At 66.9% G+C, this 25,043-nt stretch carries 27 protein-coding genes and 1 riboswitch; of the genes, 2 read left to right on the top strand and 25 right to left on the bottom strand.

Annotated elements, in window-relative coordinates; all coding sequences use genetic code 11:
• Positions 1–12: 12 nt before the first annotated feature.
• From G579_RS0102260 to G579_RS0102220, 9 genes are all read right to left on the bottom strand, one after another.
• Entirely contained in the window at positions 13–588 is a 576-nt protein-coding gene (locus G579_RS0102260; RefSeq protein ID WP_051180727.1) for a GTP-binding protein, read from the bottom strand.
• Positions 585–1,376, bottom strand: coding sequence for a hypothetical protein (locus G579_RS0102255; protein WP_028988889.1), 792 nt, complete (start codon positions 1,374–1,376; stop codon positions 585–587). The genes G579_RS0102260 and G579_RS0102255 overlap by 4 nt, the downstream gene beginning before the upstream one ends.
• Before the next feature lie 183 nt (positions 1,377–1,559).
• A complete protein-coding gene (locus tag G579_RS0102250) occupies positions 1,560–3,092 on the bottom strand; it encodes a 2-isopropylmalate synthase (protein ID WP_028988888.1) in 1,533 nt (510 codons plus the stop codon).
• An 84-nt stretch (positions 3,093–3,176) separates the two neighbouring features.
• On the bottom strand, positions 3,177–3,305 hold the full coding sequence (locus G579_RS19570; RefSeq protein WP_269137041.1) for a hypothetical protein: 129 nt from the start codon (positions 3,303–3,305) through the stop codon (positions 3,177–3,179).
• A 466-nt stretch (positions 3,306–3,771) separates the two neighbouring features.
• Entirely contained in the window at positions 3,772–4,257 is a 486-nt protein-coding gene (locus tag G579_RS0102240; protein ID WP_028988887.1) for a YajQ family cyclic di-GMP-binding protein, read from the bottom strand.
• A 52-nt stretch (positions 4,258–4,309) separates the two neighbouring features.
• Entirely contained in the window at positions 4,310–4,810 is a 501-nt protein-coding gene (locus G579_RS0102235) for a molybdenum cofactor biosynthesis protein MoaE (RefSeq protein ID WP_028988886.1), read from the bottom strand.
• Positions 4,807–5,055: a molybdopterin converting factor subunit 1 gene (gene moaD, locus G579_RS0102230; protein ID WP_028988885.1), complete on the bottom strand. Its 249-nt coding sequence runs from the start codon at positions 5,053–5,055 to the stop codon at positions 4,807–4,809. Before moaD ends, G579_RS0102235 begins: the two co-directional genes overlap by 4 nt.
• Positions 5,056–5,198: 143 nt before the next feature.
• Positions 5,199–6,353, bottom strand: coding sequence for an AI-2E family transporter (locus G579_RS0102225; protein ID WP_028988884.1), 1,155 nt, complete (start codon positions 6,351–6,353; stop codon positions 5,199–5,201).
• A 175-nt stretch (positions 6,354–6,528) separates the two neighbouring features.
• Positions 6,529–6,714 carry a hypothetical protein gene (locus tag G579_RS0102220; protein ID WP_028988883.1) on the bottom strand — a complete coding sequence of 62 codons (186 nt, stop codon included), beginning with the start codon at positions 6,712–6,714 and terminating at the stop codon, positions 6,529–6,531.
• A gap of 164 nt (positions 6,715–6,878) precedes the next feature.
• Here G579_RS0102220 and G579_RS18915 point away from each other — a divergent pair, with 164 nt between their 5' ends.
• Positions 6,879–7,055, top strand: a complete 177-nt coding sequence (locus G579_RS18915; RefSeq protein WP_155989711.1) for a hypothetical protein — start codon at positions 6,879–6,881, stop codon at positions 7,053–7,055.
• A 49-nt stretch (positions 7,056–7,104) separates the two neighbouring features.
• The gene (locus G579_RS18910; RefSeq protein ID WP_155989710.1) at positions 7,105–7,281 is read left to right on the top strand and encodes a hypothetical protein; all 177 of its coding nucleotides are present in this window, start codon (positions 7,105–7,107) and stop codon (positions 7,279–7,281) included.
• On the opposite strand, the gene G579_RS18040 is transcribed toward G579_RS18910, so the two are convergent.
• The 16 genes from G579_RS18040 to G579_RS15320 all read right to left on the bottom strand — a co-directional run bounded on the left by G579_RS18040 (position 7,270) and on the right by G579_RS15320 (position 24,854).
• The gene (locus G579_RS18040; RefSeq protein WP_162142957.1) at positions 7,270–9,633 is read right to left on the bottom strand and encodes a PAS domain-containing sensor histidine kinase; all 2,364 of its coding nucleotides are present in this window, start codon (positions 9,631–9,633) and stop codon (positions 7,270–7,272) included. The genes G579_RS18910 and G579_RS18040 overlap by 12 nt on opposite strands.
• A gap of 308 nt (positions 9,634–9,941) precedes the next feature.
• A complete protein-coding gene (gene yedA / locus G579_RS0102200; protein ID WP_028988882.1) occupies positions 9,942–10,847 on the bottom strand; it encodes a drug/metabolite exporter YedA in 906 nt (301 codons plus the stop codon).
• Between the two features lie 197 nt (positions 10,848–11,044).
• The gene (locus tag G579_RS0102195) at positions 11,045–12,109 is read right to left on the bottom strand and encodes a protein-glutamate methylesterase/protein-glutamine glutaminase (RefSeq protein WP_028988881.1); all 1,065 of its coding nucleotides are present in this window, start codon (positions 12,107–12,109) and stop codon (positions 11,045–11,047) included.
• 1 nt (position 12,110) lies between these two features.
• Entirely contained in the window at positions 12,111–12,617 is a 507-nt protein-coding gene (locus G579_RS15335; protein WP_038017642.1) for a chemotaxis protein CheD, read from the bottom strand.
• Positions 12,614–13,423 carry a CheR family methyltransferase gene (locus tag G579_RS0102185; RefSeq protein ID WP_028988880.1) on the bottom strand — a complete coding sequence of 270 codons (810 nt, stop codon included), beginning with the start codon at positions 13,421–13,423 and terminating at the stop codon, positions 12,614–12,616. Before G579_RS0102185 ends, G579_RS15335 begins: the two co-directional genes overlap by 4 nt.
• Before the next feature lie 21 nt (positions 13,424–13,444).
• Positions 13,445–14,179 carry an oxygen-binding di-iron domain-containing protein gene (locus tag G579_RS0102180; RefSeq protein WP_028988879.1) on the bottom strand — a complete coding sequence of 245 codons (735 nt, stop codon included), beginning with the start codon at positions 14,177–14,179 and terminating at the stop codon, positions 13,445–13,447.
• Positions 14,176–14,817, bottom strand: a complete 642-nt coding sequence (locus G579_RS0102175; protein ID WP_155989709.1) for a hypothetical protein — start codon at positions 14,815–14,817, stop codon at positions 14,176–14,178. Before G579_RS0102175 ends, G579_RS0102180 begins: the two co-directional genes overlap by 4 nt.
• Positions 14,818–14,826: 9 nt before the next feature.
• Entirely contained in the window at positions 14,827–15,354 is a 528-nt protein-coding gene (locus G579_RS0102170) for a chemotaxis protein CheW (RefSeq protein ID WP_028988877.1), read from the bottom strand.
• 10 nt (positions 15,355–15,364) lie between these two features.
• Positions 15,365–16,978 (bottom strand): methyl-accepting chemotaxis protein, encoded by a 1,614-nt coding sequence (locus G579_RS0102165; protein WP_028988876.1) that lies wholly within the window; start codon positions 16,976–16,978, stop codon positions 15,365–15,367.
• A 29-nt stretch (positions 16,979–17,007) separates the two neighbouring features.
• Positions 17,008–19,209: a chemotaxis protein CheA gene (locus tag G579_RS15330; protein ID WP_081662529.1), complete on the bottom strand. Its 2,202-nt coding sequence runs from the start codon at positions 19,207–19,209 to the stop codon at positions 17,008–17,010.
• Between the two features lie 33 nt (positions 19,210–19,242).
• Entirely contained in the window at positions 19,243–19,566 is a 324-nt protein-coding gene (locus G579_RS0102155; protein WP_081662528.1) for an STAS domain-containing protein, read from the bottom strand.
• Between the two features lie 19 nt (positions 19,567–19,585).
• Positions 19,586–19,954: a response regulator gene (locus G579_RS0102150; RefSeq protein ID WP_028988874.1), complete on the bottom strand. Its 369-nt coding sequence runs from the start codon at positions 19,952–19,954 to the stop codon at positions 19,586–19,588.
• 20 nt (positions 19,955–19,974) lie between these two features.
• A complete protein-coding gene (locus G579_RS19680) occupies positions 19,975–20,649 on the bottom strand; it encodes a methyl-accepting chemotaxis protein (RefSeq protein WP_230973773.1) in 675 nt (224 codons plus the stop codon).
• A 759-nt stretch (positions 20,650–21,408) separates the two neighbouring features.
• Positions 21,409–21,494: riboswitch (cyclic di-GMP riboswitch) on the bottom strand.
• A 276-nt stretch (positions 21,495–21,770) separates the two neighbouring features.
• Entirely contained in the window at positions 21,771–23,720 is a 1,950-nt protein-coding gene (locus G579_RS15325) for an AsmA family protein (protein ID WP_051180725.1), read from the bottom strand.
• 294 nt (positions 23,721–24,014) lie between these two features.
• Complete coding sequence (locus G579_RS0102135) at positions 24,015–24,506, bottom strand: Hsp20/alpha crystallin family protein (RefSeq protein WP_028988872.1); 492 nt, start codon at positions 24,504–24,506, stop codon at positions 24,015–24,017.
• Positions 24,507–24,548: 42 nt separating this feature from the next.
• Complete coding sequence (locus G579_RS15320; protein ID WP_038017634.1) at positions 24,549–24,854, bottom strand: DUF2934 domain-containing protein; 306 nt, start codon at positions 24,852–24,854, stop codon at positions 24,549–24,551.
• Positions 24,855–25,043: the final 189 nt, after the last annotated feature.

The raw sequence follows: 25,043 nt of genomic DNA, 5'->3' as shown, positions 1-25,043 counted from the left end.
GACTGGGCCGTGCTAGCGCAGCAGCCCGGGATCGATGCGCAGCAGGAGGGAAAAGACCAAGCGCTTGACCTGCACGGCCTCGCGGGCGTCCACGGCAACAGCCGGCACGGGCGGGTCGAGCTGCTTCAGGTATTGCTGCAGCGGCTCCACCGCGCCCGCGCCCTCATCCGCCTTGGTGATGCCCACCGCCATCGGTGCGTCCCGGACGATGGGACGGAAACGCTCCAGGAAGAAAGCCAGATCGGCCAGCGGGTCGGGGCGGCTGGCGTCCGCCAGCAGGATCAGTCCGGTGCTGCCCTTGCCGAGGATGTCCCACATGAACGAGAAGCGTTCCTGTCCGGGCGTCGCATAGAGGTCCACCTTCACGCCGCTGGCCAGCATCAGGTGGCCGTAGTCCATGGCCACCGTGGTCTCGTCCTTGACGGCCAGCACCTCCGCTTCGGAGGCCCGCACGTCGGTGGTCACCGGCGGGATGCTGCTGATGGTCTTCAGGGCGGTGGTCTTGCCGGCACCCACGCTGCCGGTGAAGACGATCTTCGGGCGCTGCCGCCGGGCGGCCGACGCACTGTTTTCAGCGGTGATGCTCATGCCTCGTTCTCGCTTGCAGAATTGTTCAGGCGGTGAATCAACATTTCCAGGCGGCCCAGCAGCAGGGTATGGCCGAGCACGTCCGGCTTGCGGCAGACGACGAAGAGGGTCCAGGGGATGCCGTCCTCTTGCAGCACGCCCAGCAGATTGCCGGGCACTTCCACGATCTGGGTGTAGCGCCGGTCCGCCGTTTCCCGGTCGGGCAGATAGGCGGCCAGCTCCCGGGCGCTCTCGGCATGATTGCGGATCTGTCGGATCAGCAGGCGCAGTTTTTGGGCCGGCAAACTGGCCATGTTGACCGCATAGCACTGCACCCGGTCGCCGATGATGGTGCCGAAGACGCGCACGTCCCGATCGTTGGGAAACACGTCCTTGGGCAGAGCCGGAAAGGCGGGGCCCGCCGGCAGCCGCCCGGCCGCCGGGCTGACCCGGCGCGGTTCGAGCTTCTCCTTGGGCAGGATTTTGCGGCGCCGGGGAGCGGTTTCCTGCTGCAGGCGCTCCAGCACCTCGCGCAGCGCCGCGTAATCCAGACTCAGCGGCCCGCCCTCCTCGCCCGCCAGCGCCTCGTCGAAGCTGCAATTGACCTGGGCGCCGCCGGCCAGCGCGCGCAGCGCCTCCTGCCCCTCCGTCTCCCCCAGGATGACGTTGCGCAGCCGGCGCCCGGCAAAGAGCAGCCAGCCCGCGTTGCCGTGGGCATCGGCAATGGGCAGGCGCCCGCTCAGATCCAGACTGAGGGCGTAGTTGACGATGTCCAGCAAAGTGCCGGAGAGATCGAAGGAGGAATCCATGTGCCAGGCCGCCCGGTTGTTTTTTGGTTGTTGCTGTCCTTGACGAGCTTTGCAGAGCAGAGATCACCCTAGTAGATAGGAGAAGTCCGCCGTTCCGGCAAGGACCGGACTCCTGGACGGGCGACAGGACGCAAAAAAGGAATGGTCCGCGGACCATTCCCCGATTTGCGGCCAGCTCGCCCGCTACAACTGCGGATGCTGGCGGGCGATCGGCTGGGCCAGGCGGTTCAAGGCATTGAGATAGGCCTTGGCGCTGGCGATCACGATGTCCGTGTCCGCCCCCTGTCCGTTCACGGCGCGGCCGTCCTTCTCCAGGCGCACCGTCACCTCGCCCTGGGCGTCGGTGCCGGTGGTGATGGCATTGACCGAATAAAGCAGCAACGTGGCGCCGGACTGGGCGATGGACTCGATGGCCTTGAAGGCCGCGTCCACCGGTCCGCCGCCGTGGGCACGCGCGGTCTTCTCCACGCCGTCGACCAGGAGCTCCACGGTGGCTTCCGGGCGCGTGCCCATCTCCGAGCAGACGCGCAGATAGCCCAGGCGGTAATGCTCGGTCAGGCCGGCGTGCACCTCGGTGCTGATCAGCGCCTGCAGATCCTCATCGAAAATTTCGGCCTTGCGGTCGGCCAGATCCTTGAAGCGGGCGAAGGCCAGGTTCAACTCCTCCTCGCCCAGGGCGATGCCCAGCTCCTGCAGGCGCGAGCGGAAGGCGGCACGGCCCGAGAGCTTGCCCAGCGAGATGCGGTTGGTGCTCCAGCCCACGTCCTCGGCGCGCATGATCTCATAGGTCTCGCGGTGCTTGAGCACGCCGTCCTGGTGGATGCCCGACTCGTGGGCGAAGGCGTTGGCGCCGACAATGGCCTTGTTGGGCTGCACCGGAAAGCCGGTGATGCTGGACACCAGCTTGCTGGCCGGCACGATCTGGGTGGTGTCGATGCGCGTGTCACAGGTGAAGAGATCCCGGCGCGTGCGCACCGCCATCACGATCTCCTCGAGGGCCGCGTTGCCGGCGCGCTCGCCCAGGCCGTTGATGGTGCACTCCACCTGGCGCGCGCCGTTCTGCACCGCCGCCAGCGAGTTGGCCACCGCCAGGCCCAGGTCATTGTGGCAGTGCACCGAGAACACCGCCTTGTCGGCGTTGGGGATGCGCTCGCGCAAATTGCGGATCAGGCGCCCAAAGCGGTCCGGCAGGTTGTAGCCCACCGTGTCGGGAATGTTGATGGTGCGGGCGCCGGCCTCGATGACCGCCTCGATCACCCGGCACAGGAAATCCTCATCCGAGCGGCCCGCGTCCTCCGGGGAGAACTCCACGTCCTCCACGAAGCGGCGCGCCAGCTTCACCGCCGCCACCGCCGCCTCCAGCACCTGCTCCGGGCTCATGCGCAGCTTGGCCTGCATGTGGATCGGGCTGGTGGCGATGAAAGTATGGATGCGGTTGGCGGCGGCCGGCTTCAGGGCCTCGCCGGCCCGGGTGATGTCCTGCTCCCGCGCCCGGGCCAGGCCGCAGATGCGGCTGTCCTTCACCGCCTCCGCCACCGCCCGCACCGCCTCGAAGTCGCCGTTGCTGGCCGCCGGAAAGCCCGCCTCGATCACGTCCACCCGCAGGCGCTCCAGGGCCTTGGCGATGCGGATCTTGTCGTCCCGGGTCATCGCCGCGCCCGGCGACTGCTCGCCGTCGCGCAGGGTGGTGTCGAAAATAATCAAGTGTTCGCTCATGTCATGCTCCATGACGAAGTACGCCTCACGGCGCCATGAATTGTTGTGCTTGGATCCCCGAGGGGAAGTGTGGATGCAGTCGCTCTACCCGTAGGGTAGCAGCAGACCGGCGAACACGAGGGGCAGGCTGAGGTGCAAGGCCGAGGCGCAGGCCGGCCGCCAGCGCTGGGGATGGCAGGTGACGGAATGGGCCTGGATAATCTGCGGATTCATGAAAAAATCTTAGCGCAAGGCTTTGGCAGTGTGCAAGTGATCGTGCGCGGGCAATGGATCTGGAAATCGGCTGGAGAGCAGCTCACACTCCAGCGACAGGCCCTCCCCTGCCCTTTCCCCGAGGGAGGCGGGTGTCCGGGGCACGCCAACTTGGTACCGTGCCAAACGCTGCCGGGCTGGCATCCTGGCTTGCAGGAACGGGCAAGCCCATGATCGGATGCATCAGTCGTCACCGGATCGCGGGCAAGCCCGCTCCCACGGCTGGAGGCGGCAGCGCGGCCCAGGGGCAATGGCCGGGCGCCGGCCATATTCCCCTCACCCGGTCAGCGCCTTGCACGGGGTCGAACACAGGCACACAGGCCTGTGGCGGACGTGCGTTCAGGCCATTGGCGCCCTTGGCCTGTCCTTCCCGATTATCCAGATTGAAACGGGGGGCAAGTGCCCCAAAGTGGGGAACGCTTTCCCCTCAATCCCGGAAATTCACGAACTGCAGCGGCAGATTGAAGTCCTGCCCCCGCAGTTCCGCAATGGCCGCCTGCAGGTCGTCCCGGCTCTTGCCGGTCACCCGCACCTGGTCGCCCTGGATCGAGGCCTGGACCTTGAGCTTGGTATCCTTGAGGTGCTTGATGATCTTCTTGCCGGTTTCGGTCTCCACGCCGACCTTGACCTTGATCTTCTGGCGCACGGTGTTGCCGGCGGCATTCTCCACCTTGCCGAGATCGAGGGCCTTGAGGTCGATGCCGCGCTTGACCAGGCGGGTGCTGAGCAGGTCCAGGAGCTGGCCGAGCTTGTAGTCGTCCTCGGCGCTCAGCAGCAGTTCCTCCTCGTTGCGCTCCACCTTGGCCTTGGAGCCCTTGAAGTCGTAGCGGGTGCCGATCTCCTTCATGGTCTGGTTCACGGCGTTGTCCACTTCCTGCAGATCGACCTTGGAAACCACGTCAAAGGACGGCATGATTCACTCCCTTCGCATTGCCTGAAAACTGTCGTCGAGGCCGCGCCCGGCCTCAGCCCTCCCCGCCGGCGCGGTGGCGGTGGGCGGGGCCGAGGTGGGTGTGGCCATGGCCGTGGCTGCCGGCGCGGCAGCCGGGGCAGTCAGTGACCCAGCGCTGGCCGGCGGGGGTGACTTCCTTCTTCCAGAACGGCGCGCGGGTCTTGAGTTCGTCGATGATGTAGCGGCAGGCGTCGAAGGCCGCCGCCCGGTGCCGGGCCCAGACGGTCACCTGAACGATGCGGTCGGTGGGCAGCAGGCGACCGTGGCGGTGGATCACCAGGCTGTCCAGGATGTCGTAGCGCTGCTGCGCCTCGGTGCAGACGCGCTGCAGTTCCCGCTCGGTCATGCCGGGATAATGCTCGATCTCCATGGCGAGGATATCGCTCGCCTCGCTGTAATCGCGCACCAGGCCGACGAAGGTCACTTGGCCGCCGGCACCCTGGATGGCGGCCGGCGGGAAGGCGTCCATTTCCGCCTGAGGATCGAAATCTGCGGCCTGCACCTTGACGATCATGCGCCACCTCCGGTCACCGGCGGGAAGAAGGCCACTTCGTCGCCGTCCTGGACCGGCGCGTCCATGGCGACATGGGTCATGTTCACGGCGGCCAGGAGATGCGCCTGGGCCAGGGATTTGCCCGCCTGCGCCTGCAGGGCCTGGAGCACGTCGGCCACCGTGGCGTCCGCCCGGGGCAGGGGCAGGGCCAGTTCGTCCACGCCCAGTTCCTCGCGCACGCTGGCAAAGCATTTCACTCGAATCATGGCTGTTGAGTCCGTATCCGCTCACGCGGGGCGGCGCCCCGCACCGCTTTCACATTAGCACTATCGGAGGATTTATTCATCCCGGCCTTCCCGGGGCGAACGGAGCCGTTGCGCGCAAGCAAGCCCGCGGCCATGCAAGCGCATCACCCGCGATCCGGCGGCTGCTCCCGCGCCTGCGCGTCGTCCTCGATGCGTCCGCTCAGCATGGCGTCGATGCGCGCCTGCAGGCGGGCGTCCGCGGATTGGCGGTAGACATAGAACTCCTCGTAGTAGGCGGTGAGGAAGCCGGTGATGGGCAGGGCGATGAGGGCGCCGACCAAGCCGAAGACCGCGGTCATGGCGAGCAGCACGAAGAGCTGGGTCACCGGGTGGATGTTCATCTGCGACGAGCGGATCTGCGGCGCGATGAAGTCGCCGCTGATCTCCTGCAGCACCACGTAGAAGATGGCCACCCACAGGGCGGTCATGGGATCGACCGCCAGCGCCACCAGGATCGGCGGGAGGGCAGCCAGGTAGGGACCCAGGCGCGGCACCATCTCGGCGAAGAAGGCCAGCACGCCCCACAGGACCGCGCCCGGCACCTCCATGATCGCCAGGAAGATGGCCGCGGCCACGCCCTCGATGCCGCCCACGATGATGTTCGACCAGATCCAGCCGTTGACGATCTTGGCGCCGCGGCTGAAGGCGCGGGCGGCCGCGTCGCGCCAGCGGTCCGGCATCATGAGCAGGTAACCCTGCAACAGCGGCCGGGGATTGATCAGGGCGTAGACGACGGTGCTGAAGAGCAGGATGCCGAAGACCAGCGCGTTGAAGAAGGACAGGGAATACTGGCCGACCTTGATCAGCAGGGTCTGCACGGAAGGAATCAGGCGCTCGGCGGCGTAGGCATCGAATTGGGCCTGCAGGCGCTGCTGCACGTCCGGGTAGTCCGCCATCAGGCGGGACAGCCGCTGCGCCAGGGCGGCGGCGTACTGGGGCAGGTTTTCCACCAGGCCGGTGACCTGGGTGATCAGATCGGGCACGACCAGCCAGCCGAGCAGCGCGGCCAGCAGCAGTCCCGCCAGGGCCACCAGCAGGGCCCCCGCCACCCGGGGAACGCCCCGGCGCTCGAGCCAGACCACCGGCGGGTTCAGGGCCACGCTGAACACCAGCACGAAGGCGAAGAACAGCAGCACGTAGGTGATGGCCGCCAGAAACTGCAGCAGCACATAGACGGCGGCGGCGAGCAGGATGATCCGGACTAGCACCCGGAACAGGCGCTCGTCCCAGTCTGCCTCCGGCTTTACGCGCTTATCCATGTGGCGCACCCTGTCGCAAGGGATCTCTGCAGGATATAGCACAGCCGGAGGAACGGAGCGACAAGCGCAGGGGCCCGGCGAGGACCGAGTGCGCGGGATTGCTGCCGGATGGCGTCAGCCGACGGACCGGGGCGGCCAAGCCCTGCCAGGGCCGCTCGATCCGGCGCAAGGGTGGTCAGGCACCGTGCTCGCCGGCATCCCGGTACTTGGGATCGTCCGCGTGGCCGTCATGGAAGTGCGCGGTGTCTTCGGATGCGGTCGGCAGAGGCTTGCCGCAGCCGTCCAGCTCGCTTTTTTCAGCCCAGGAAAAGGTGGACAGGGGATGGGCGAAATGGTTGATGAACGCAAAGGGCTTGAGCACCGGCGCCTCCTGAATGGCAGTCAGGCTTTGTTATAGCCAAAGTCGGCAAGGCGCTTCGATCCGACCTAAGCCGGAGGCAACGGCGAATTCCGCCCATGATGCCAAACTTGCCCCGCCGCATGCAGTCTAAGACTACATTTCCGCCGATTACCAGGAGTGACGCGATGCGGTTCCGATCCTTTCAGCAAGCCGTGGAGGTATTGGTCAGCAGCGACGAGGACAGCCAGCTCTACGAGGAGGCCCTCGCCTTCTGCGTCGAAAGCCTGCCGCCCGAAGTGGTGGAGCGTCTGTACTTCCTGTATCGCGATCGCTTTTACGAAGCCGAGCCCACGCTGCATTGACACCCGCATCGACACCGCCCCCGTCCGCACAGCCCACCTGGAGTTGCCCATGGACTTTCAATCCGTCGAGCAAGCCATTGAGGTCTTGGTCAACAGCAAGGAAGACAGCCCGGTCTATGAGGAAGCGCTGGAATACTGCATCGAAAACGCCCCGCCGGACCTGCGGGAAAGCCTATATTCGCTGTACCGCCAACACTTCTACGATGTCGAGCCGCTAAGCCACTGAGCCGCGCCGACGCCGGCAGGCCGCCTCGGGACGGGCTTGGCCGGCCCCGGTGAACGGCAAGGTGAAGTAAAAAGCCGCCCCCTGCCCCACCATCCCCTCGGCCCAGATGCGGCCGCCATGGCGTTCCACGATGCGCTGCACCGTGGCCAGGCCGATGCCGGTGCCATCGAACTCCAGGGCACCGTGCAGGCGGTGGAAGGGCTTGAAGAGCTTGTCGACATAGGCCATGTCGAAACCGACGCCGTTGTCGCGCACGAAATAGACGGTCTGCCCGTCCTCCTCCCGCACACCGAACTCGATGCGGGCATCGGCCTGTTCGCGGGTGAACTTCCAGGCGTTGCCGAGCAGATTGTCCAGCACGATTTTCAGCAGCTTCGGATCCACCTGGGCGACGACCTGCGGCGCGATGGCGAACTCCACCTCGCGCGCCGGCGCGGAGGCATACAGAGCTTCGGCCACTTGCCAGGCGATGCCGCTCAGGTCGGTTTCTTCGCGGCGCATTTCGCTGTGGGTGATACGCGACAGGTCGAGCAGATCGTCGATGAGCTGCGCCATGCGCTGGCTGGCGTTGCGCACCCGTTCCAGATACTCCTGCCCGCCCTGGTCGAGCTTGCCCTCGTATTCGTCCAGCAGGGCATGGCTGAAGCCGTTGATGGCGCGCAGCGGACCGCGCAGGTCGTGAGACACGGAATAGCAGAACGCCTCCAGCTCCCGGTTCACCGCCGTCAGTTCCGCCGTGCGCTCCGCCACCCGCCGCTCCAGCTCCACGTTCATGAGCTCGATCTCGCGCGCCCGCTTCTGCTCGGTGATGTCGTAGCGGATGGCCACGTACTGGACCGGCCGGCCGACGGCATCCAGCAGCGGCACGATGGTGGTGAATACCCAATAATAGGAGCCGTCCTTGGCGCGATTGCGGATCTCGCCCTTCCACACCTTGCCGGCGCCGATGGTCTTCCAGAGCTGCTTGAAGAAGGCTTTGGGGTGGTGGCCGGAATTGAGCAGCCGGTGGGTCTGGCCGAGCAGTTCCTGGCGGGTGTATTGGGAGATCTCGCAGAACTTGTCGTTCACGTAGGTGATCACCCCGGCGCTGTCGGTGATCGCCACGATGGCCGAACTGTCCAGGGCGAACTTGAAATCGGACAGTTCCTTCAGGGTCTGCTGCAGCAGGGCGTCGGCCAGGCGGCGCTCGGTGACGTCGCGCGTCACCTTGGAAAAACCGCACAGGCTGCCGTCGGGATGGCGCACGGCGGTGATCACCACGTGGGCCCAGAAGCGGCCGCCGTCCCGGCGCACCCGCCAGCCCTCGTCCTCGGCGCGACTCTCGCGGGCGGCGCGGGCCAGCAGCTCGTCCGGCTTGCCATGCTGAATCTCCTCGACCGAATGGAAGCGATCGCAGGATTGGCCAAGGATCTCTGCTTCCTGGTAGCCGTAGATGCGCTCGGCGCCGGCGTTCCAACTGTTGACCCGGCCCTGCGGGTCGAGCATGACGATGGCGTAGTCCTGGATGGTGTCCACCAAGAGGCGGAAGCGTTCCTCGCTCTCGCGCAGCTCCATTTCCGTGTGTCGGCGCCGTACCCGCTCGGTGACATCCACCAAGCTGAGAATCAGCTCTTCCACCCGGCCATCCGCCGTCTTGACGGGCTGCAGATGCCAATCCCAGTAGGTCACGCCGCGCTCGGGCTGGTCCGGATAAGCGAAGGGCTTTTCACGTACGAAGAGCGCTTCGCCGGTCGCCAGCACCTGCCGGAACAGGGCCTCGTTCTCGGCGTTGGGGTAAAGCTCGAAGTGCCGTCTGCCCACGAAATCCACCGCCGCCAGCCCACCTGCGGCCGCATAGGCGCGGTTGACGCGGATGAAGTGGAAATCGCGGTCCAGGTAGGCCATGAGCACATCGGCGTTGATGAATGCGTTTTCCATCCGCTCGCCGTGGCGGACCAGCTCGCGCTCCGCCTGCTTGCGCGCCGTGACGTCCTCGATGGTCACCAAAGCCGCCCGGTGACCCTGGAAATCCAGGATATGCGAGGTGATTTCCACGTCGATGAGGCGGCCATCCCGGCAGCGGTGGCGCCACTCGCCGGCACGGTACAGGCCGGTTTCGCTATCGACCAGATGCGCCAGTAGCCGGGGCACGTCCTCGGCCGGCCGGATGTCGACGATGGTCATGCCCAGGAACTCGTCGCGCGAGTAGCCGTAGAGCTGCACCGCCGCCGCGTTCACTTCCAGAAAGGCGAGGCTGTCCAGGTCGACCATCCACATGGGCAGCGGATGATCCATGAACAGCAGCCGGAAGGCTGCCTCGCTGCCCGGATGGGTTTCCAGCGTTTGAGAACCGCTTTGCATCGAAGTTGTCATCTCAGAGACTGTTCCTGCACGAGACTGTATTGACCAGGGCATGCCGAGCGCACCGCCAGTGGGGTGGGCAGGCTGACAAGCTGAAGCGCACGTTGAACTCGCGCGGCAGGAAGTGAGGGGTTTTATTTGTTATGGCGGGCGTAATCGTGGAGGTTCGACCTGGCATCTTGGGCTGGTTTTCACCCACGGTCCGCTCAACTGCTTGCAGCGGCTGAACGATGGGCCTGGCGACCTCGCATGCGAGCACTGGAATGCACTTGATTATAGATGACAAGCCAGGCGCTTGCCACAGGCAGGCGCCTGCACGCCTAAAAGCTCCGCTGGCGCCCCAGCGCGATCAGGCCCACGCCGGCCAGGATGACGAGCAGCGCCAGCATCGCCGTCCCGGTCACCTGCTCGCCGCCCAGCCCAGCCCCCAGCCCCACCGCCACCACCGGATTGACATAGGCGTTGCTGGTGGCGAGCGCCGGACGCACCTGGCGCAGCAAGTAATTATAGGCGCTGAAGCCCACCAGCGAACCGAAGACGACGAGATAGAGCAAGGCGCCCAGGGCGGAGGGCGCCAGCGACGCCGGCAGCCGCTCGCCGAAAACGGCGCTCAGACCGATCAGCAAGGCGCCGCCCGCCAGCATTTCCGCGGCGGCGGCCATGAGGCCCGCGGGCAGGGTGAGATAACGGCTCCAGATGGAGCCCAGCGCCCAACTCACCGCCGCCAGCAGCAGGGCCAGGGCGCCGGCCGGATAGGCGCGCAGGTCGCCTTCCCAGTTCAGCAGCACCATGCCGATGAGACCCAGGCCGATGCCCAGCCACTCCAGCCGCGCGGGCCAGGTGCCCCACAGGCCGGCGAAGAGCGCCGCCCAGAGCGGCACGGTAGCCAGCTCGATGGCGGCCAGGCCGGAGGGCACCCACTGGATGGCATAGGCCACCACGCCGTTGCCGATGACCAGCAGCAGCACGCCGACCAGCGCCGCGCCCAGCCACTGGAAGCGATCGGGCGGCGGCGCGCCGCGCAGGCGCAGGATCAGATAGAGTATCGCGCCGGCCGCCAGGAAGCGGCTGCCCGCCATCAGAAGGGGCGGCAGGCCCTGGACGGCGAAGCGCATGGCCAGGTAGGTGGAACCCCAGACCACGTAGACGATGAAAAGCGCGAGCGCGACCGGGCCGTAGCGGGCGTCGTCGGCCGGGGTGGGTCGTTGTCGGGGCGGCTGGGGCATGATCCGTGTCCTTCGTTGGGTTGCTCGCGGGCCAGCCCGCGCCTGCACCCGGATGCCGGATTATACCTTGAACGGCGGCGCTTGCGACTGGCCATGCGGCGGATCGCCGCCAAGCCCGCTCCTGCAACGACCGGCACGAATCCTGGAAGCGAGCTTGCTCGCGATGATTGGCCCATCGTCCGGCGCAGGGCCGGCCCTCAGTCGCGCGCCAACTGCATCAGCAGTCCGGGCATGGCCTGCAGGGACAGCACCTGATCCACGGCGCCGAGCTTGACCGCCTCCTTCGGCATGCCGTAGACCACGCAGCTCGCCTCGTCCTGGGCGATGGTGCGGGCGCCCGCCTCGTGCATTTCCTTGAGGCCGCGTGCGCCGTCGTCGCCCATGCCGGTCATGATGATGCCCACGGCGTTGCGTCCGGCGGCCTTGGCCACGGAGCGGAACAGCACGTCCACCGAGGGCCGGTGCCGGTTGACGGGCGGGCCGTCGAGCACTTCCACGTGGTACTGGGCGCCGCTGCGCCTGAGCAGCATGTGCCGCCCGCCCGGCGCGATGAGGGCGCGGCCCGGCAGCACGCGGTCGTGGTGCTCCGCCTCCTTGACCTCGATCTCGCACAGATCGTTCAGGCGGGCGGCGAAGGCGCCGGTGAACTTCTCCGGCATGTGCTGCACGATGACCATGCCCGGCACCACGCGCGGCAGCGCCCGCAGCACGAACTCCAGGGCCTGGGTGCCGCCGGTGGAGGTGCCGATGGCCACCAGCCGCTCGGTGGTCTGCGCCAGGGCCGGCCCGGTGGCCGGCAGGATGGCGTCGGCGCTCAGCCGGGGCGCGGGCGGCGGCACCGGGAGCCTGAGGCGGCCGGCCCGGGCCTGGGCCGCTGCCTTCACCGCGCTGAGAAATTCGGCGCTCGACTCGCTCAGGAAGCCCTTGAGGCCGAGCTTGGGCTTGGTGATGATGCCGACCGCACCGGCTGCCAGGGCCTCCATGGTGGTCTGCGCGCCTTTTTCCGTCAGCGTGGAGCAGATCAGCACCGGGGTGGGGCGCTCGGCCATGATCTTGCGCAGGAAGGTGATGCCGTCCATGCGCGGCATCTCCACGTCCAGCACGATCACGTCCGGCCACTGGCGCTGCATGCGCTCCAGGGCGAAAAGCGGGTCCGGCGCCGCGCCGATGACCTCCACTGCCGGATCGGCGGCCAGGATGCCACTCAGCACTTGGCGCACCACGGCGGAATCGTCGATGATGAAGACCCGGATCTTGTCCATGCTACGAGGCTCGCGCCCGCAGGGCATCCGTTTCCTGCTTCAGCCACACCGCGCCGCTCCACAGGTCGAAGATGAGCCGCCGATGGCCGACGCCGCCCACGTGCTCGGCCACGACGCGAAAGCCGTAGCCGTTGAGCAGCGCCCGGCCCATGGCGACGTTGCGCTGGCCGACCAGGCTCGCCTCGCGCTTTTCGATGTGCGGGAACATGTCGGCGCCGCCGAAGAGCTTGGCTTCCCATGCCTGCGGCGGGGCCTTGAACGGACGCAGCTCGCGCAGGAAGAGCTGCATGGCCTCCTCGGCGTAGCGGCCATCCAGGGCATCGCCCAGCCGGCCGCCGCGGCTGGGCAGCATGTAATGGCACATGCCGCCCACGCGCAGGCCCGGGTGCCAGAGCGTGATGGATACGCAGGACCCCAGGATGGTGCGGATGCGCGTGTCGGCGTCGCCGAAGTAGAAGTCGCCGGGCTGCAGGAAGATCTCCAGGTACTGCGCTGGTTGCGCGTTCATCGCGGCTTCCGGTAGATGGCGGCCCGCACGCTCTGCAGGCCGTCGCTGATGCCGTGCAGGCTCTCCGAGTGTCCGACCAGGAAGCAGCCGCCGGGGCGCAGCAGGGGCAGCATGCGCTGCACCACTTGGCGCTTGGTTTCGGTATCGAAGTAGATCATGACATTGCGCAGGAAAATCACGTCGAACTCGCCCAGGTTGGGCAGCGGCGCGGTCAGGTTGACCTGGACGAAGCGCACCCGACTGCGCAGGCGCTGGTCGATCAGGAAGGTGCCGGCTTGGGAGCGCACCCCCTTCAGGCAATATTTCCGAAGCCAAGCCTCGGGGATGTGGCGGGCGCGCTCCAGCGGGTACTGGCCGGCGCGCGCCCGCTCCAGCACCCGCGTGCTGATGTCGGAACCGAGCACCTCCCAGGGCGCGTCGCCCAGGCACTCGGCCAGGGTCATGGCGATGCTGTAGGCCTCCTCGCCCGAGGAACTGGCCGCGCTCCAGACGCGGAACGGCCGGCCGCCGCCCGCATGCGCCGCGGCGTGCTGCTTCAGGAAATCGAAGTGTTTCGGCTCGCGGAAGAAGTAGGTCTCGTTGGTGGTCAGCAGGTCCACCATGATCTGCAGCTCGCCGGCCTGCCCTGCCCCGCTCACCAACCGGTAGTACTCGCCGAAGCTGCTCAGTCCGTGGTGCTTGAGGCGCTTGGCCAACCGGCCGGTCACCAGCGCCATCTTGGCGGACGACAGGCTGATGCCGGCCACCTGATGGATCAGGCGCTGGAATTGGGCGAACTCCTGGACCGAGAGCTGGGGCGTCTGCATGGCGAGCTTCCGTTCGACGGCCTAGGCGAGGCCGACCTCCAGCTCCGCGAACCATTCGATGAAGCGGCCAACGTCGGCGCCCTGGTAGATGGCGCCGTGCTGCGGGCAGAGCAGGTCGATATCCAGGCGGCTGACGCGCTCGCACCAGCGCCGCTTGGCGTCGTTGGACCCCATCCAGCGCCGGTGGAAACCCTCCGCATGGCGGATGTGGCGATCGAAGTCCGTGACGAAGAGGCCATCGGCCGCCGACGGCAGGAGAGCGGCGCCCACGTCGCCGCTGAACAGGATCTTCGCCCGCGGATCATAGAGGTGGAGATTGCCGGAAGAGTGCAGATAATGGGCCGGCACCGCCTGCAGGGTGGTCTTGCCCAGGGTGAAGGGCATGCCCTCGTCGGGCAGGCTGATGAAGGTCTCGGCGTCGCCGCCGAAGTGGGGCACGAAGGAGCCCCACAGCCAGCTCAGGTAGCACTTGATCCGCGGATTGAACTCGAGCCACAGGGCCAGAGAGGAGATGATGTCCGGGTCCTGGTGGGAGGCGAAGAGAAAGCGGATCCGCTCCGGATCGAAGCCGCCGCTGATGGCGGAAAAGACCGCGGGGAAGATCTCCATGCCGCCCGGATCGGTCAGCAGCGCCTCGTCGCCGTCGATCACCAGGTACTCGTTGGTGTCGATCACGTAGCCGGGCCTGTCGGGATCGCGGGCAATGGCGGCCCAGCGGTGCTCCCCGTCCTCGTAGATGAAGGTCAGCTTTTTCATGCGCACCCCGCCAGCCGCGGTCTCACGGCGTCCAGCAATGCGACGATGCGCTCGATGGCCGCTTCGAAGTGCCGGGATACCTGCCGCAGCCGGGCGGCGAAGTCGCCGCCGTAGGCCGACTCGACCTTGGCCAGGGTGACCAGCCGGGCGCCGTGCTCGCACAAGACCCGGGAGCGATCCAGCTCCCGGCCGAAGCGGACCAGGCCCTGCCGCAACTCGGTCCGGGCCCGTGCCAGCGCCGCCCGGCCACATGCCAGGCGGGCATCCAGCGCACGGGCGCCCGCCTCGGCGCTCGACTCGCCGGCGCGGCGCAGCAGAGCGTGCAGGCGCGAGCGCTTTTGCAGCACGGCAAAGCGCTCGATGACGCCGAAGATGCGGCTGCTGAGCACCTGCATGTGGCTTTCCAGCATCGTGCTGAAGCGCCTGAGCTCCGCCGCCACCACGCCGAAGCCGGCCGCCCGGCTGCCGGACTTCTTGGCCAGCAGCATGGCGTTGAGGGCGGCGTGGTTCACCTGGCGGGCGCCCTGCACCACGCGCTTGATTTCCTCGTTGATCGCGACGAAGCGCGGCAGCATGCCTTGCGCGCCCGTCCCCTGCTCGTCCATCACCACTGCCGTCTCCTCCCGGTCATGGGCCAAGCCGCTCGCTCACGCCTCCGCGCCGACGCTGTCCACGCTCTGCTCCAGCAGGGCCAACTCCTCGACCGACAATACCTGGCCGGCATCGAGGATGATCACGAAGCGTCCGTCCACCTTGCCCATGCCGCGGATGAAGTCGGTGCGCAGCCGCGCGCCGAAGGCGGGAGCCGGCTCGATCTCCGCCGGCGCGATTTCCAGCACTTCGTTGACCGCGTCGACGATGACGCCGAGATCCTGCCGCTCTTCGCCGGCCGCCACTTCCAGGATGACGATGCAGCTGCGCTTGTGCACGGCGGTGGGCGCGCCGCCGAAGCGCACGCCGAGATCCACCACCGGCACCACGCTGCCGCGCAGGTTGATCACGCCGCGGATCCAGGCCGGCATCATCGGCACGGCGGTGAGCTGGCCGTACTCGATGATCTCCTTGATGCCCAGGATGGCCAGGGCATAGGTCTCACCCGCCAGCTGAAAGGTGAGGTACTGCTGCTCCTGCGCCGATCCGGCGCCCGGCTGTGCTGCTGCCACGAGTTCGCCCATGCCGCCCTCCTCAGAAGCGCTCGAAATCGCGCTCGTCGGCCGCGGCCGGGAGCGGCGCGGCCGCCCGGGCGACGCGCGGCGCCGCGACCGGCTTGACCGGCGACACCCGGCCGCCGCGGCCAGCATCAGCCATGCGGAAGAAACTCATGACCTGCTGCAGCTGCTCGGCCTGCCCGCTCATCTCCTCGGCGGTGGCGGCCAGCTCCTCGCTGGCCGAGGCGTTCTGCTGGGTGATCTGGCTCTGCTGGGCCATGGCGGTGTTGATCTGGCCGACGCCGGCCGACTGCTCGCTGCTGGCCGCAGCGATCTCCTGCACCAGGTCCGAGGTCTTCTGGATGCTCGGCACGATGGCGTCCAGCAGCTTGCCGGCCCGTTCCGCCAGGGCCACGCTGTTGCCGGCCAGCTCGCCGATCTCCTGGGCCGCCACTTGGCTGCGCTCGGCCAGCTTGCGCACCTCCGCTGCCACCACGGCGAAGCCGCGGCCCTGCTCGCCGGCGCGCGCCGCCTCGATGGCGGCGTTCAGGGCCAGGAGGTTGGTCTGGTAGGCGATGTCGTCGATGATGCTGATGCGCTCGGCGATCTGCTGCATGGCCGCGACGGTCTGCTGCACCGCCGTGCCGCCCTCGGCCGCCTCCTGCGCCGCCTTGGCGGCCATGCCGTCGGTCACCTTGGCGTTGTCGGTGTTCTGGTTGATGCTGGCGGTCATCTGCTCCAGGGCGGCGCTGGTCTCCTCCACGCCGGCGGCCTGCTCGCTGGCGGCTTGGCTCAGGCTCTGCGCGGTGGCGCTCACCTCGCCGGCGGCGCTGGACAGGGCATCGGCCGAGCCGCGCACCTCGGTGATGATCTGCGACAGCTTGGCCACCATGTTCTGCATGGCGCTCAGCAACTGTCCGGTCTCGTCCTTGGACGTGGCGGCGATCTGCACCGCCATGTTGCCGTCCGCCAGCTGGTTGGCCACGCCCACGGCCTCGTTCAGGGGGCGGGTGATGGAGCGGGTGACCCAGAAGCCCAGGCCGGCAGCCAGGGCCAGCGCGATGACGCCGAGCAGAACCAGGGTGTTGCGAGCGTTCTCATAAAGCGCGGTGGACTCTTGGGAAGCGCTGTCCATCAGCGACTGCTGGTAATCCACGAAGGCGTTCAGTGCTTCGAAATAGGGATTCTGCACCGGGCGCACCTGGGTCAGCAGGTAGAGCTTCGCTTCCTCAATGTTTCCTGCCCTTACCATCTCGGTGAAGCGGTCCTGCGCCACCTTATACTTGCCACGCGCTTCTTTGACCTTCTCGAACAGCGCCCTGGCCTCACCACTGGAAACGGACTTTTCGAGCTTGTCCAAGTTTTCGCCAATTTCCTTTCTTGCTTTGTCAATTCGCCCAAGCTCCTTCTGAACCTCGGCCGGGCTGGCCACCAGCATCGTGTTGCGTTGTGCCCGCGCGATCAGGCCCAACTGCTTGACCACGTCGTTGGCAATAGCGGTTTTGGGATAACGATCCGTCACCACCTGATCCAGCATGCTATTCAGGGTGGCCAACTGGCGGATGGCCATGATGCCCATGGCGAGCATCAGCAGGATCACCAGTCCGAAGCCCAACCCCAATCTCGTGCCGATTTTCATGCTCTTGAACATTTCGCTTTCCTCCCACAATTTGGTATTCGTTAATGCAGCAGGCCGCGGCCGGCGGCGCTGCGCTGCGCCTGCGCCTGCGCCGTCACCGCGCGCTGGATGATGTTGGGCACGTCAAGGATGAGCGCCACCTCGCCGCTGCCGAGGATGGTCGAACCGCTGATGCCGCGCAGGTGCTGGAAGACCTTGCCCAGCGGCTTGATCACGGTCTGGAACTCGCCCAGCAGCTCGTCCACCACCAGCCCGGCCTTGCGGCCGGCGTATTCGACCACGACGATGCTCTCGCGGCGGGTGGAGCCGGCTTCGAGAGCGAAGAGATCCCGCAGGCGCAGGAAAGGCAGCACCTCGCCGCGCAGGCTGATGTAGTCGCGGCCCCGGGCGGCCTGACGCTCCGTTTCCGACAGCTCGATGCACTCCACCACGGCATCCAGGGGCAGCACGTACGACGCCCGACCCACGCCCACCAGGAAGCCGTCGATGATGGCCAGGGTCAGCGGCAGGCGGATGCGGAAGGTGGTGCCCTCCCCTTCGCGGGTGTCCACCTCGATGCTGCCGCGCAACGCCTCGATGTTGCGCTTGACCACGTCCATGCCCACGCCGCGGCCGGACAGGTTGGTAACCTGCTCCGCCGTGGAAAAGCCGGGCTCGAAGACGAGCTTGTACACCTCGGCGTCGGCGAGCGTCTGGCCGGGCTCGATCAGCCCCTTGTCCAGGGCTTTTTTCAGGATGCGCTCGCGGCTCAACCCGCCGCCGTCGTCGGCCACTTCGATGACGATGCTGCTGGATTCATGGTAGGCGTTGAGCCGCAGCCGGCCACGCGCCGGCTTGCCGCGCGCCAGGCGCAGCTCGGCCGGCTCGATGCCATGGTCCATGGCGTTGCGCACCAGATGCATGAGCGGATCGCCGATCTTCTCGATCACCGACTTGTCGAGCTCGGTATCGCCGCCGCTGATGACGAGCTCGATGTCCTTGCCCAGCTCGCGGCTGACCTCGCGCACCACGCGCTGGAAGCGGTTGAAAGTTTCGCCGATCTGCACCATGCGCAGCCGCAGGGCGTGCTCGCGGATGTGCTCCACCAGGCGCGCCATGAGCGAGGCCGCCTCCTGCATCTCCGCATGGCCGGCGCGGCTGGCGATGAGGCTGGTGCCGGCGCCGGCGATGACCAGTTCTCCGATGAGGTCGATGAGCTGATCCAGCTTGTCGGCCTGCACGCGGATGAACTTGCTCTCCTGGGCCTTGTGCTCGCGCGTCTGCTTCTGCTTTTCCAGCGCCGCCTCGACCACCGGCGGATGCACCACCCCCTCTTCCACCAGGATCTCGCCGAGCCGGGCCTGGGGCGCGGCTTCCGTCGCAGCCCCGGCGCCCGCCCGTTGCGCCGCCAGCGCCTCCTCCAGCTCGCGGGCGGTCAGGGCGCCGCCCTGGATGAGGATCTCGCCGAGCAGCAGCTTGTCCTCCGGCAACTCCTCGATCAGGGCCAGATACTCGTCGATGCGGCTATGCGGCGGCAGGATGCGGATCTGGCAGTCGTCCTGCACGAACTCGAAGACGCGCTCGATGCTGTCCTTGTCCGCAGCGCTGTGGAAATCGATCTCGAAGCCGAGATAGCAGGACTCCGGGTCCATGTCGGCGGCCGGCGGCAGGGCATCTGGCAAGGTGGTGAGGTTGACGATCTCGCCCAGGGTGGCGAGATAGCGGATGAAGGACAGCGGATCCATGCCGTTGCGCAGCACGTCGCGGCCGAAACGCAGGGAGATGTGCCAGTTGTCCGTCGCCACGGTCCGGCCGACGACTTCCACCGGCGCAGGGGTCACCGGGGCCGGCGGCGTGCCGGCGCCCGCCGCCGGTCCTTGGGCGTGGGTCCGCAGCCGGGCGAGCAGGGCCTCTCCATGCGCGTGCATGTCGTCATCCGGCCCGCTGCCGGCCACGGCCTGATCGATCAGGGCGCCGGCATGGTCGCGGCAGGCCAGCAGCACGGCGCTCAAATCGGCGTTCAAAGTGATCAAGCCGTCGCGCAGCTGCTCCAGCACGCTCTCGACCACATGGGTGAAGGCCACCACTTGGTCAAAGCCGAAGAGCCCGGCCGAGCCCTTGATGGTGTGCGCCGCCCGAAAGAGGGCGTGCACGGCTTCCAGGTCGTCGGGCCGGGTCTCCAGATGCAGCAGCGCATTCTCCATTTCCTGGAGCAGTTCGCTGCTTTCGACGATAAAGGTTTCTTGGGCCTGTGCCAGGTCCACGCTGCTTCCTCCCGGAAATGCGCGATTTCCGTCTTATGCTTGTTGTGCCGGGATGACGAGGGGATCGCCGAAATAGGCGGCCAGGTTGCAGAGCTCCAGCACCTCCAGGGTGGCTGGACTGTGGGCCACCAGCCGCAGGGCCTTGTCCCGCCGGGCGGCCTCCCGCTTGAGCAGCAGCAAGAGTTGCAGGCCAGCGCCGTCCAGCTCGCTCACCCCGGCCAGACTGACCTCCAACTCGGCGCAGTCCGCGAGCGGCTGCAGCAGCGCGTCCTTCAGCGCCGCCGCCGTGTAGATGCTCATCTCGCCGTCGATGCCCAGCCGGCAGATGTCGTTTTCCTTGTCGATGCTCACCGCCACCGCACACCCCCGGCCCGATTCAGGGCATGATCAGCTTGGAGACGGCGGCCAGCATCTGCGCAGGCTGGAAAGGCTTGACCACCCAGGCCTTGGCTCCGGCCGCCTGGCCCTCCTGCTTCTTGCTCTCCTGGGACTCGGTGGTCAGCATGATCACGGGCGTGAACTTGTAGCTCGGCAACTGCTTGACTTCCTTGACGAAGCTGATGCCGTCCATGTTGGGCATGTTCACGTCGCTGATGATGAGATGCACCTTCTGGCCGTTGAGCTTGCCGAGCGCATCCTTGCCGTCGGCGGCCTCGATCACATCGTAGCCGGCACCCTTGAGGGCGATGCCGACCACTTGGCGAATGGACGCGGAGTCGTCCACGATCATGACGGTTTTGGCCATGTATTCCTCCCTGTGTCGTTCTAGAAAAAGGTGATGTCCGAGTCGGACGCGGCCTGGGCCTGCTGGCCGCGATGGTTCATGCGCTGCTCGATCATGGCGTAGCCCGCCTCCATCTCCCGCAGCCAGGCGCCCACGTCGATCGGCACCGGGGCGCGGCCGCCGGCGCGCGCCCGGGCCGCTTCCTGCAGGCGTTCGTGCAAATCGTCCATGCTGTTGCGCACGTGGGTCAGGATCTGGCTGATGCGATCCTGAAACTGCAGCGAGACCAGCACGTCGGAAATCTCGTCGCGGATGCCCGCGCTCTCCCGCTGCATGAGGTCGGCCGACGCCGACAGGCCGGCGGTGACTTCCTGGAACCGGGCGAGGATGCGCTGAATGGCGGCCTCGGAGTCCAGCACCGCCTGCTCGTGCCGGGCGGAATGATCGTCGGCGGCCTGCACGGCGGCATGCATGGCCGCGCCGATGACCGCCACCTTCTCGCTGATGCGCTTGCCGGTTTCGGCGGACAGGGTGGACAGCTTGCGCACCTCGTCCGAAACCACGGCGAAGCCGCGCCCGTACTCGCCGGCGCGCGCCGCCTCGATGGCGGCATTGAGCGCCAGGAGATTGGTCTGCCCGGCGATCTCGCCCACCTCCACCGCCATGCCTTGGAGCTCGCCCACCAGGCCGGCCAGCTTGTGGGTCTCGGCCAGCATGCTGTTCTTCACTTCCACCGCCAGCTTCAGGGCATCGACGATGGCGGCGAGCTCGATCTCGCTCTCGCTGAAGGCGGCGCTGGCGCCTCCCTGTCCGCCGATGCCGCCCGCCGCCTGCTGCGAGGCCGCCACCGACGCCTCCAGCTTGTCGATGATGCCGGCGAAGCGCCCCATCAGCGCCATGATGGCGTCCTCCGTCTGCACCCGGGCGGTGTCGATCTGGCGGCACCAGATGGGCAGAGCCGCATTGCAGCCCTCCTCCAGGCCCGCCACTTGGCACTCGACAGCCGTCGTCGCCTGGGCTTGCTCCAGGGCGGCACGCGTCCGCGACATGGCAGTGCGCAACGCGGCCCGATGCCGGGCCAGCGCCCACCAGGCCGCGCCAACGCCCAGGATCAGCAGGGCCGCGCCCATGAGCAGCTGCTGCAGCCCAAAGCCGGCGGCGGCCAGCAACATCGCGCTGCCTGGCACGGCAACGGCCAGGGGGGCCAGCCACAGGGCGGACGAATTGGCCAAGCCCGGTGTCAGCTCGTTCATGCTTCCTCCAAACATCGTCTTTTAAATATATTTTTAAATTCTGATAACCATGCGCAGCCGAAGACGTGAGAACAGCGTGGCGCGCAGGCGTCCGGCCGTCCGCTGCCACGCGGCAATGACACGATATGCCGCCGACGGCGCAAGATCCGGGCAAAACTCATGGGGGTGGCCGCAAAGGGCCGGGAGGAAAGACGGGGAGGACAGATGAGACCAAGCGTGACATCTGGCGACCCCGCTATCCTAGGACTGCGTCCCGTAGACCGGAAGCTTTGCGTCCCCACCTTTCGATGGGTTTGCCTTTATCAGTGTATTCTCATTTAGTTTAAAGCAGCGGGATTGTCCAGGTCCAGAGCGAAGGTGTTCGCATCCCGGCGACCAGGACGCGTCTCCAGCCGCGAACGCTCGTATGCGGGCGGGAAGAACGCGGCAAGACCGCATCGATCGCGAGCAAGCTCGCTCCTACAACCCGAGCCCGACCTTTGCACTGGCCTGTGGTGCATCGGGTGGGTGCTGCAATACCGGCAGTTCATCCTACACCTTTGCACTGGCCTGTGGGAACGGGCTTGCCCGCGATCGAGGCTACGCTACTCTTTCCCGGCCGGTTGCCGCACGTGGTCGAGCAGCGCCGCGCAATCGTGGTTCTTGCCTTCGGGAGTGTCGACCAGCGGCACCAGCGCCGCGATGGGACTCAAGAGCGCGCCGAGAGCGATGGCCGCCGCGCCGCGGGCGGCGATGGCGGTCTTGTCCACGCCGACATCCGGCTTGCGGAAAGGCCCCTTGATGTATAGGGGCGCGCGGGCGCTGACGAAGCTCACCTGCTTCGGCTGGGTGCGCAGCGTCAGATTCAGGTGCTCCCTGCGCAAATCCACAGTGCCCTGCCCGACCACGTTGGTGGCGGTGGTGTCGATCAGGAAGGTGTCGGTGCGCATGACGCCGTCTTTCACCTTGAAATCCGCCACCGCGCAGCGGATGCGCGCCTTCTCGTCGCCCCCGAGCAGGTACATCAAGGCCTGGTCGCCATGGATCTGGGCCAAAGCCAGCAACAGCTCGCTGGTCGCCCCCCCGTTCATGGCCAGACCGATGTTGCCGTCGGCCGCCGCCGCCATATCGGCGAAGGAGTTGCCGGTGGTGACGAATTTCGCCCGTCCGCCGAACTGTCCCACGCTGGTCTTGCTGAGATTGAACGTGGGAAAGAGCCGACGCAGGTGGATGCCGCGTACGGTCGCATCGACATTGGTGGCGATGACCGGCTTGCGGGCGTCGAGAGAAATGGTGGACACCACGTTGCCGCCGGCCACGCCGAAGTTCAGCGGCTTGAGGGTGAGCCTGCCGTCTTTCAGGATCAGGTTCGCACTGATGTCGTCCAGGGGCAGCTTGGCGGTCTTGATATGCTTGCCGCGGAACTTCACGTCCGCGTCCGCCGCGCGCAGCCGGGTCAGATTGAAGGGCTTGTCGGGAAAGATGCGTCCGCGGCGCGCATCGCGGGCCGCCTCCTGCTTCTGCTCGGGCGAGGCCGTTTCGCCCGGACCGGTCTTGGGATGGCCGCCGATGAAGCCGGCCAGATCGTCGTAATCCAGGTTCTCGGATACCAGATTGCCGCGCATGAAGGGTTTGTCGCCGCCATTGTCCACCGAGAAGTCGCCGGACAGGTCGCTGTCGCCCACCGTGCCGCGGAAATCATTGAAGCGCCACACCTGCCCCTGGCGGTCCAGATGGCCCACCAGGGTATACGGCGGCGTGCTGGGGATGGGCGTGCCGATGATCGGATACAGCTTCGCCAGATCCTCGCCGCGCAGGGCCAGATTGAGGTTGATGCCACGCAAGCGGATGGGGTCGGTGAGGGTGCCGCGCGCCTCCGCCCGGCTGCCGCCGATGCGTGCCTTGACCTCCAGCGGATAGGGATCGTTGGGCCGGCGCAGGGACAGCAGGGAGCCGCCCCGCCCGGTCAGGGAAAAGGGCTCGTCCTTGAAGCGCCCGTCCCCGCTGACGATGATGGCCGCCTCGCCGCCGGCCGCCGGCGGCGGCACGGTGGAGATGTTCAGGCGGATGCTGGCGTCGAGGGCAGGGTCGCGATAGGCGAGCACGCCGTCGCGGATGTTCAGCTGACCGATGCGCGGCGGCTCGCCGCCCTTGGCGCCGGGCTTGCCGAGATCCCAGTTGCGCTGGCCGCTGGGGCCTTTTTCCAGCAGGATGTCCGGCCGGGTCAGGCTCAGCTCCGGGATGAGCACATGGCCCTTCAGCAATTGCCAAAGGTCGATGCGGAACTCCAGCAGATCGATGTCCGCCATGTCGGGCCGGCTGCCCCAGGAGGCATTGCCCATGACGATGTCGTGCATGCGGATGGTGGGCGTCATGGACAGCTTGACGTCCAGATCGCCACGGATGGCAAAGGGCCGACCGGTGCGCTCGCTGACCTGGTGGGACACGAAGCCGCGCAGCATGTTCCAGTCGAACAGCGCCACCCCGAGCGCGATGAGCGCGGCCAGGACGGCGACGCCGATCCCGATTCGCTTTGCCTTGCCTTCAAGCTGCATCTCCGCCTCCGCAAACGGCCGTCCGTGGCTGGGCTGCGTCATTTTGCTTTTTTGACTGGAACGGCGGGATTTAGTTACCCAAAGCCCGACTTTCGGCAGAGTAGACAGCCGGGACGGCGGCAGAAAACGCTTGCGGCGGGGAGAAACGGCAAAGTTGCCGGCGGGCGGGACGCCGTGGCGGAAAAGCGGAGCCAGCGGAACGCGCTACCCTGCCGAAAAAATAAACGGGCACGGATCAAGCATCATCCGCACCCGCCCCCAAGGAGCCTGGAAAACCGGCCGCAGCCGGCGTCGCTATGATTCTTCGATTTCGATGGCACGGCCCTTGGCCCCTTCCACTTTGGGCAGGGTCACTTCAAGGATGCCGTTCCTGAACTTCGCCTTGACCTGCTCGACATCCACCTCGGCGGGCAGTTGCACGGTGCGCAGGAATTCGCCGTAGCTCACCTCGTGGCGGTAATAGGTACCTTTTTCCTCTTCGTCCTCGCGCCGGCTGTGGCCGCGGATGGTCAGCGAGCTGTCGTGGATGGAAACGTCCAGGTCATCCTTCTCCACGCCCGGCACTTCGGCACGCACCACGATTTCCTTGTCCCGGTCGAGCACATCGACGTTGGGCATGCGAAAGCCGCCGGACGCCGTTTCCCGCATGCCGGGCATCCACGGGCGCATCCAGCCGCGCCAGGGCATGCGCTCCCACATCTGTTCCATCATCCGTTCCATGTCATCCATCATCGCCGGCATCGCACCGCGCTTGGCCAGCGACTTTTCCTTGTCCTCTTTCGCCATGATTCGGTCTCCCGATGTGCAGCCGCCGTTACCTGACAAGCCTCAGTGCAGCGGCGACTTGCCGCTGCTGCGCAACAGCTCGTCCACCTGGGACTCCGCCGCCAGCCAGTCCTCCACCGCCAGATCACCCGCGAAGCCGCGCTGCTCGGCCCGGAAATAGGCCGCCTCGGCAATCATGCGCTCGCGTTCCTCCGAGGAGACCACGGCATCCAGATCGACGACAGGCCGCTGCGCCTCGCCATTGGGTGCATTGCTCGGCAGCGGAGCCGCCTGCTCCACGGGGGAGGCCGCCGTCTTCTTGCGGGATCTGGGCGCCTTGGCGGGCGGAGTGCTCTTCGGTTCGGCCATGACAAAACTCCTGACTTGAGAGGTGGGGACTCCAAAAACAGGCACGCATGTGTTCGTCGCCACGCGCTGTTTGCGGCTCATATTAGCAAGCCTGGGTTACATTCGGATTAAGACCTTGGTCGGACGGGGTACGCGGCGGGACCTGCGACAATCCGGAAGGACAGCCGCCAGAGCACAGGAACCGCTCGA

The organism is Thermithiobacillus tepidarius DSM 3134 (genome assembly GCF_000423825.1).
In the GTDB taxonomy this organism is placed as follows: domain Bacteria; phylum Pseudomonadota; class Gammaproteobacteria; order Acidithiobacillales; family Thermithiobacillaceae; genus Thermithiobacillus; species Thermithiobacillus tepidarius.
The sequence above is the reverse complement of the archived record's forward strand: the minus strand, read 5'-3'. Positions and strand labels throughout refer to the sequence as shown.

What these genes read in the sequence shown, in the direction of transcription:
- G579_RS0102135 (WP_028988872.1), bottom strand. Translation starts at nt 24,506, where the DNA reads ATGGCGAAAGAGGACAAGGAAAAGTCGCTGGCCAAGCGCGGTGCGATG.
- G579_RS18910 (WP_155989710.1), top strand. Translation starts at nt 7,105, where the DNA reads ATGGACTTTCAATCCGTCGAGCAAGCCATTGAGGTCTTGGTCAACAGC.
- G579_RS0102165 (WP_028988876.1), bottom strand. Translation starts at nt 16,978, where the DNA reads ATGTTCAAGAGCATGAAAATCGGCACGAGATTGGGGTTGGGCTTCGGA.
- G579_RS0102235 (WP_028988886.1), bottom strand. Translation starts at nt 4,810, where the DNA reads ATGATCGTCAAGGTGCAGGCCGCAGATTTCGATCCTCAGGCGGAAATG.
- G579_RS15325 (WP_051180725.1), bottom strand. Translation starts at nt 23,720, where the DNA reads ATGCAGCTTGAAGGCAAGGCAAAGCGAATCGGGATCGGCGTCGCCGTC.
- G579_RS0102150 (WP_028988874.1), bottom strand. Translation starts at nt 19,954, where the DNA reads ATGGCCAAAACCGTCATGATCGTGGACGACTCCGCGTCCATTCGCCAA.
- moaD (WP_028988885.1), bottom strand. Translation starts at nt 5,055, where the DNA reads ATGATTCGAGTGAAATGCTTTGCCAGCGTGCGCGAGGAACTGGGCGTG.
- G579_RS0102255 (WP_028988889.1), bottom strand. Translation starts at nt 1,376, where the DNA reads ATGGATTCCTCCTTCGATCTCTCCGGCACTTTGCTGGACATCGTCAAC.
- G579_RS18915 (WP_155989711.1), top strand. Translation starts at nt 6,879, where the DNA reads ATGCGGTTCCGATCCTTTCAGCAAGCCGTGGAGGTATTGGTCAGCAGC.
- G579_RS0102250 (WP_028988888.1), bottom strand. Translation starts at nt 3,092, where the DNA reads ATGAGCGAACACTTGATTATTTTCGACACCACCCTGCGCGACGGCGAG.
- G579_RS0102180 (WP_028988879.1), bottom strand. Translation starts at nt 14,179, where the DNA reads ATGAAAAAGCTGACCTTCATCTACGAGGACGGGGAGCACCGCTGGGCC.
- G579_RS0102240 (WP_028988887.1), bottom strand. Translation starts at nt 4,257, where the DNA reads ATGCCGTCCTTTGACGTGGTTTCCAAGGTCGATCTGCAGGAAGTGGAC.
- G579_RS19680 (WP_230973773.1), bottom strand. Translation starts at nt 20,649, where the DNA reads ATGCTGGCCGAGACCCACAAGCTGGCCGGCCTGGTGGGCGAGCTCCAA.
- G579_RS0102260 (WP_051180727.1), bottom strand. Translation starts at nt 588, where the DNA reads ATGAGCATCACCGCTGAAAACAGTGCGTCGGCCGCCCGGCGGCAGCGC.
- G579_RS0102170 (WP_028988877.1), bottom strand. Translation starts at nt 15,354, where the DNA reads ATGGGCGAACTCGTGGCAGCAGCACAGCCGGGCGCCGGATCGGCGCAG.
- G579_RS0102185 (WP_028988880.1), bottom strand. Translation starts at nt 13,423, where the DNA reads ATGCAGACGCCCCAGCTCTCGGTCCAGGAGTTCGCCCAATTCCAGCGC.
- G579_RS0102195 (WP_028988881.1), bottom strand. Translation starts at nt 12,109, where the DNA reads ATGGACAAGATCCGGGTCTTCATCATCGACGATTCCGCCGTGGTGCGC.
- G579_RS19570 (WP_269137041.1), bottom strand. Translation starts at nt 3,305, where the DNA reads ATGAATCCGCAGATTATCCAGGCCCATTCCGTCACCTGCCATCCCCAG.
- G579_RS0102225 (WP_028988884.1), bottom strand. Translation starts at nt 6,353, where the DNA reads ATGGATAAGCGCGTAAAGCCGGAGGCAGACTGGGACGAGCGCCTGTTC.
- yedA (WP_028988882.1), bottom strand. Translation starts at nt 10,847, where the DNA reads ATGCCCCAGCCGCCCCGACAACGACCCACCCCGGCCGACGACGCCCGC.
- G579_RS15335 (WP_038017642.1), bottom strand. Translation starts at nt 12,617, where the DNA reads ATGAACGCGCAACCAGCGCAGTACCTGGAGATCTTCCTGCAGCCCGGC.
- G579_RS18040 (WP_162142957.1), bottom strand. Translation starts at nt 9,633, where the DNA reads ATGACAACTTCGATGCAAAGCGGTTCTCAAACGCTGGAAACCCATCCG.
- G579_RS15320 (WP_038017634.1), bottom strand. Translation starts at nt 24,854, where the DNA reads ATGGCCGAACCGAAGAGCACTCCGCCCGCCAAGGCGCCCAGATCCCGC.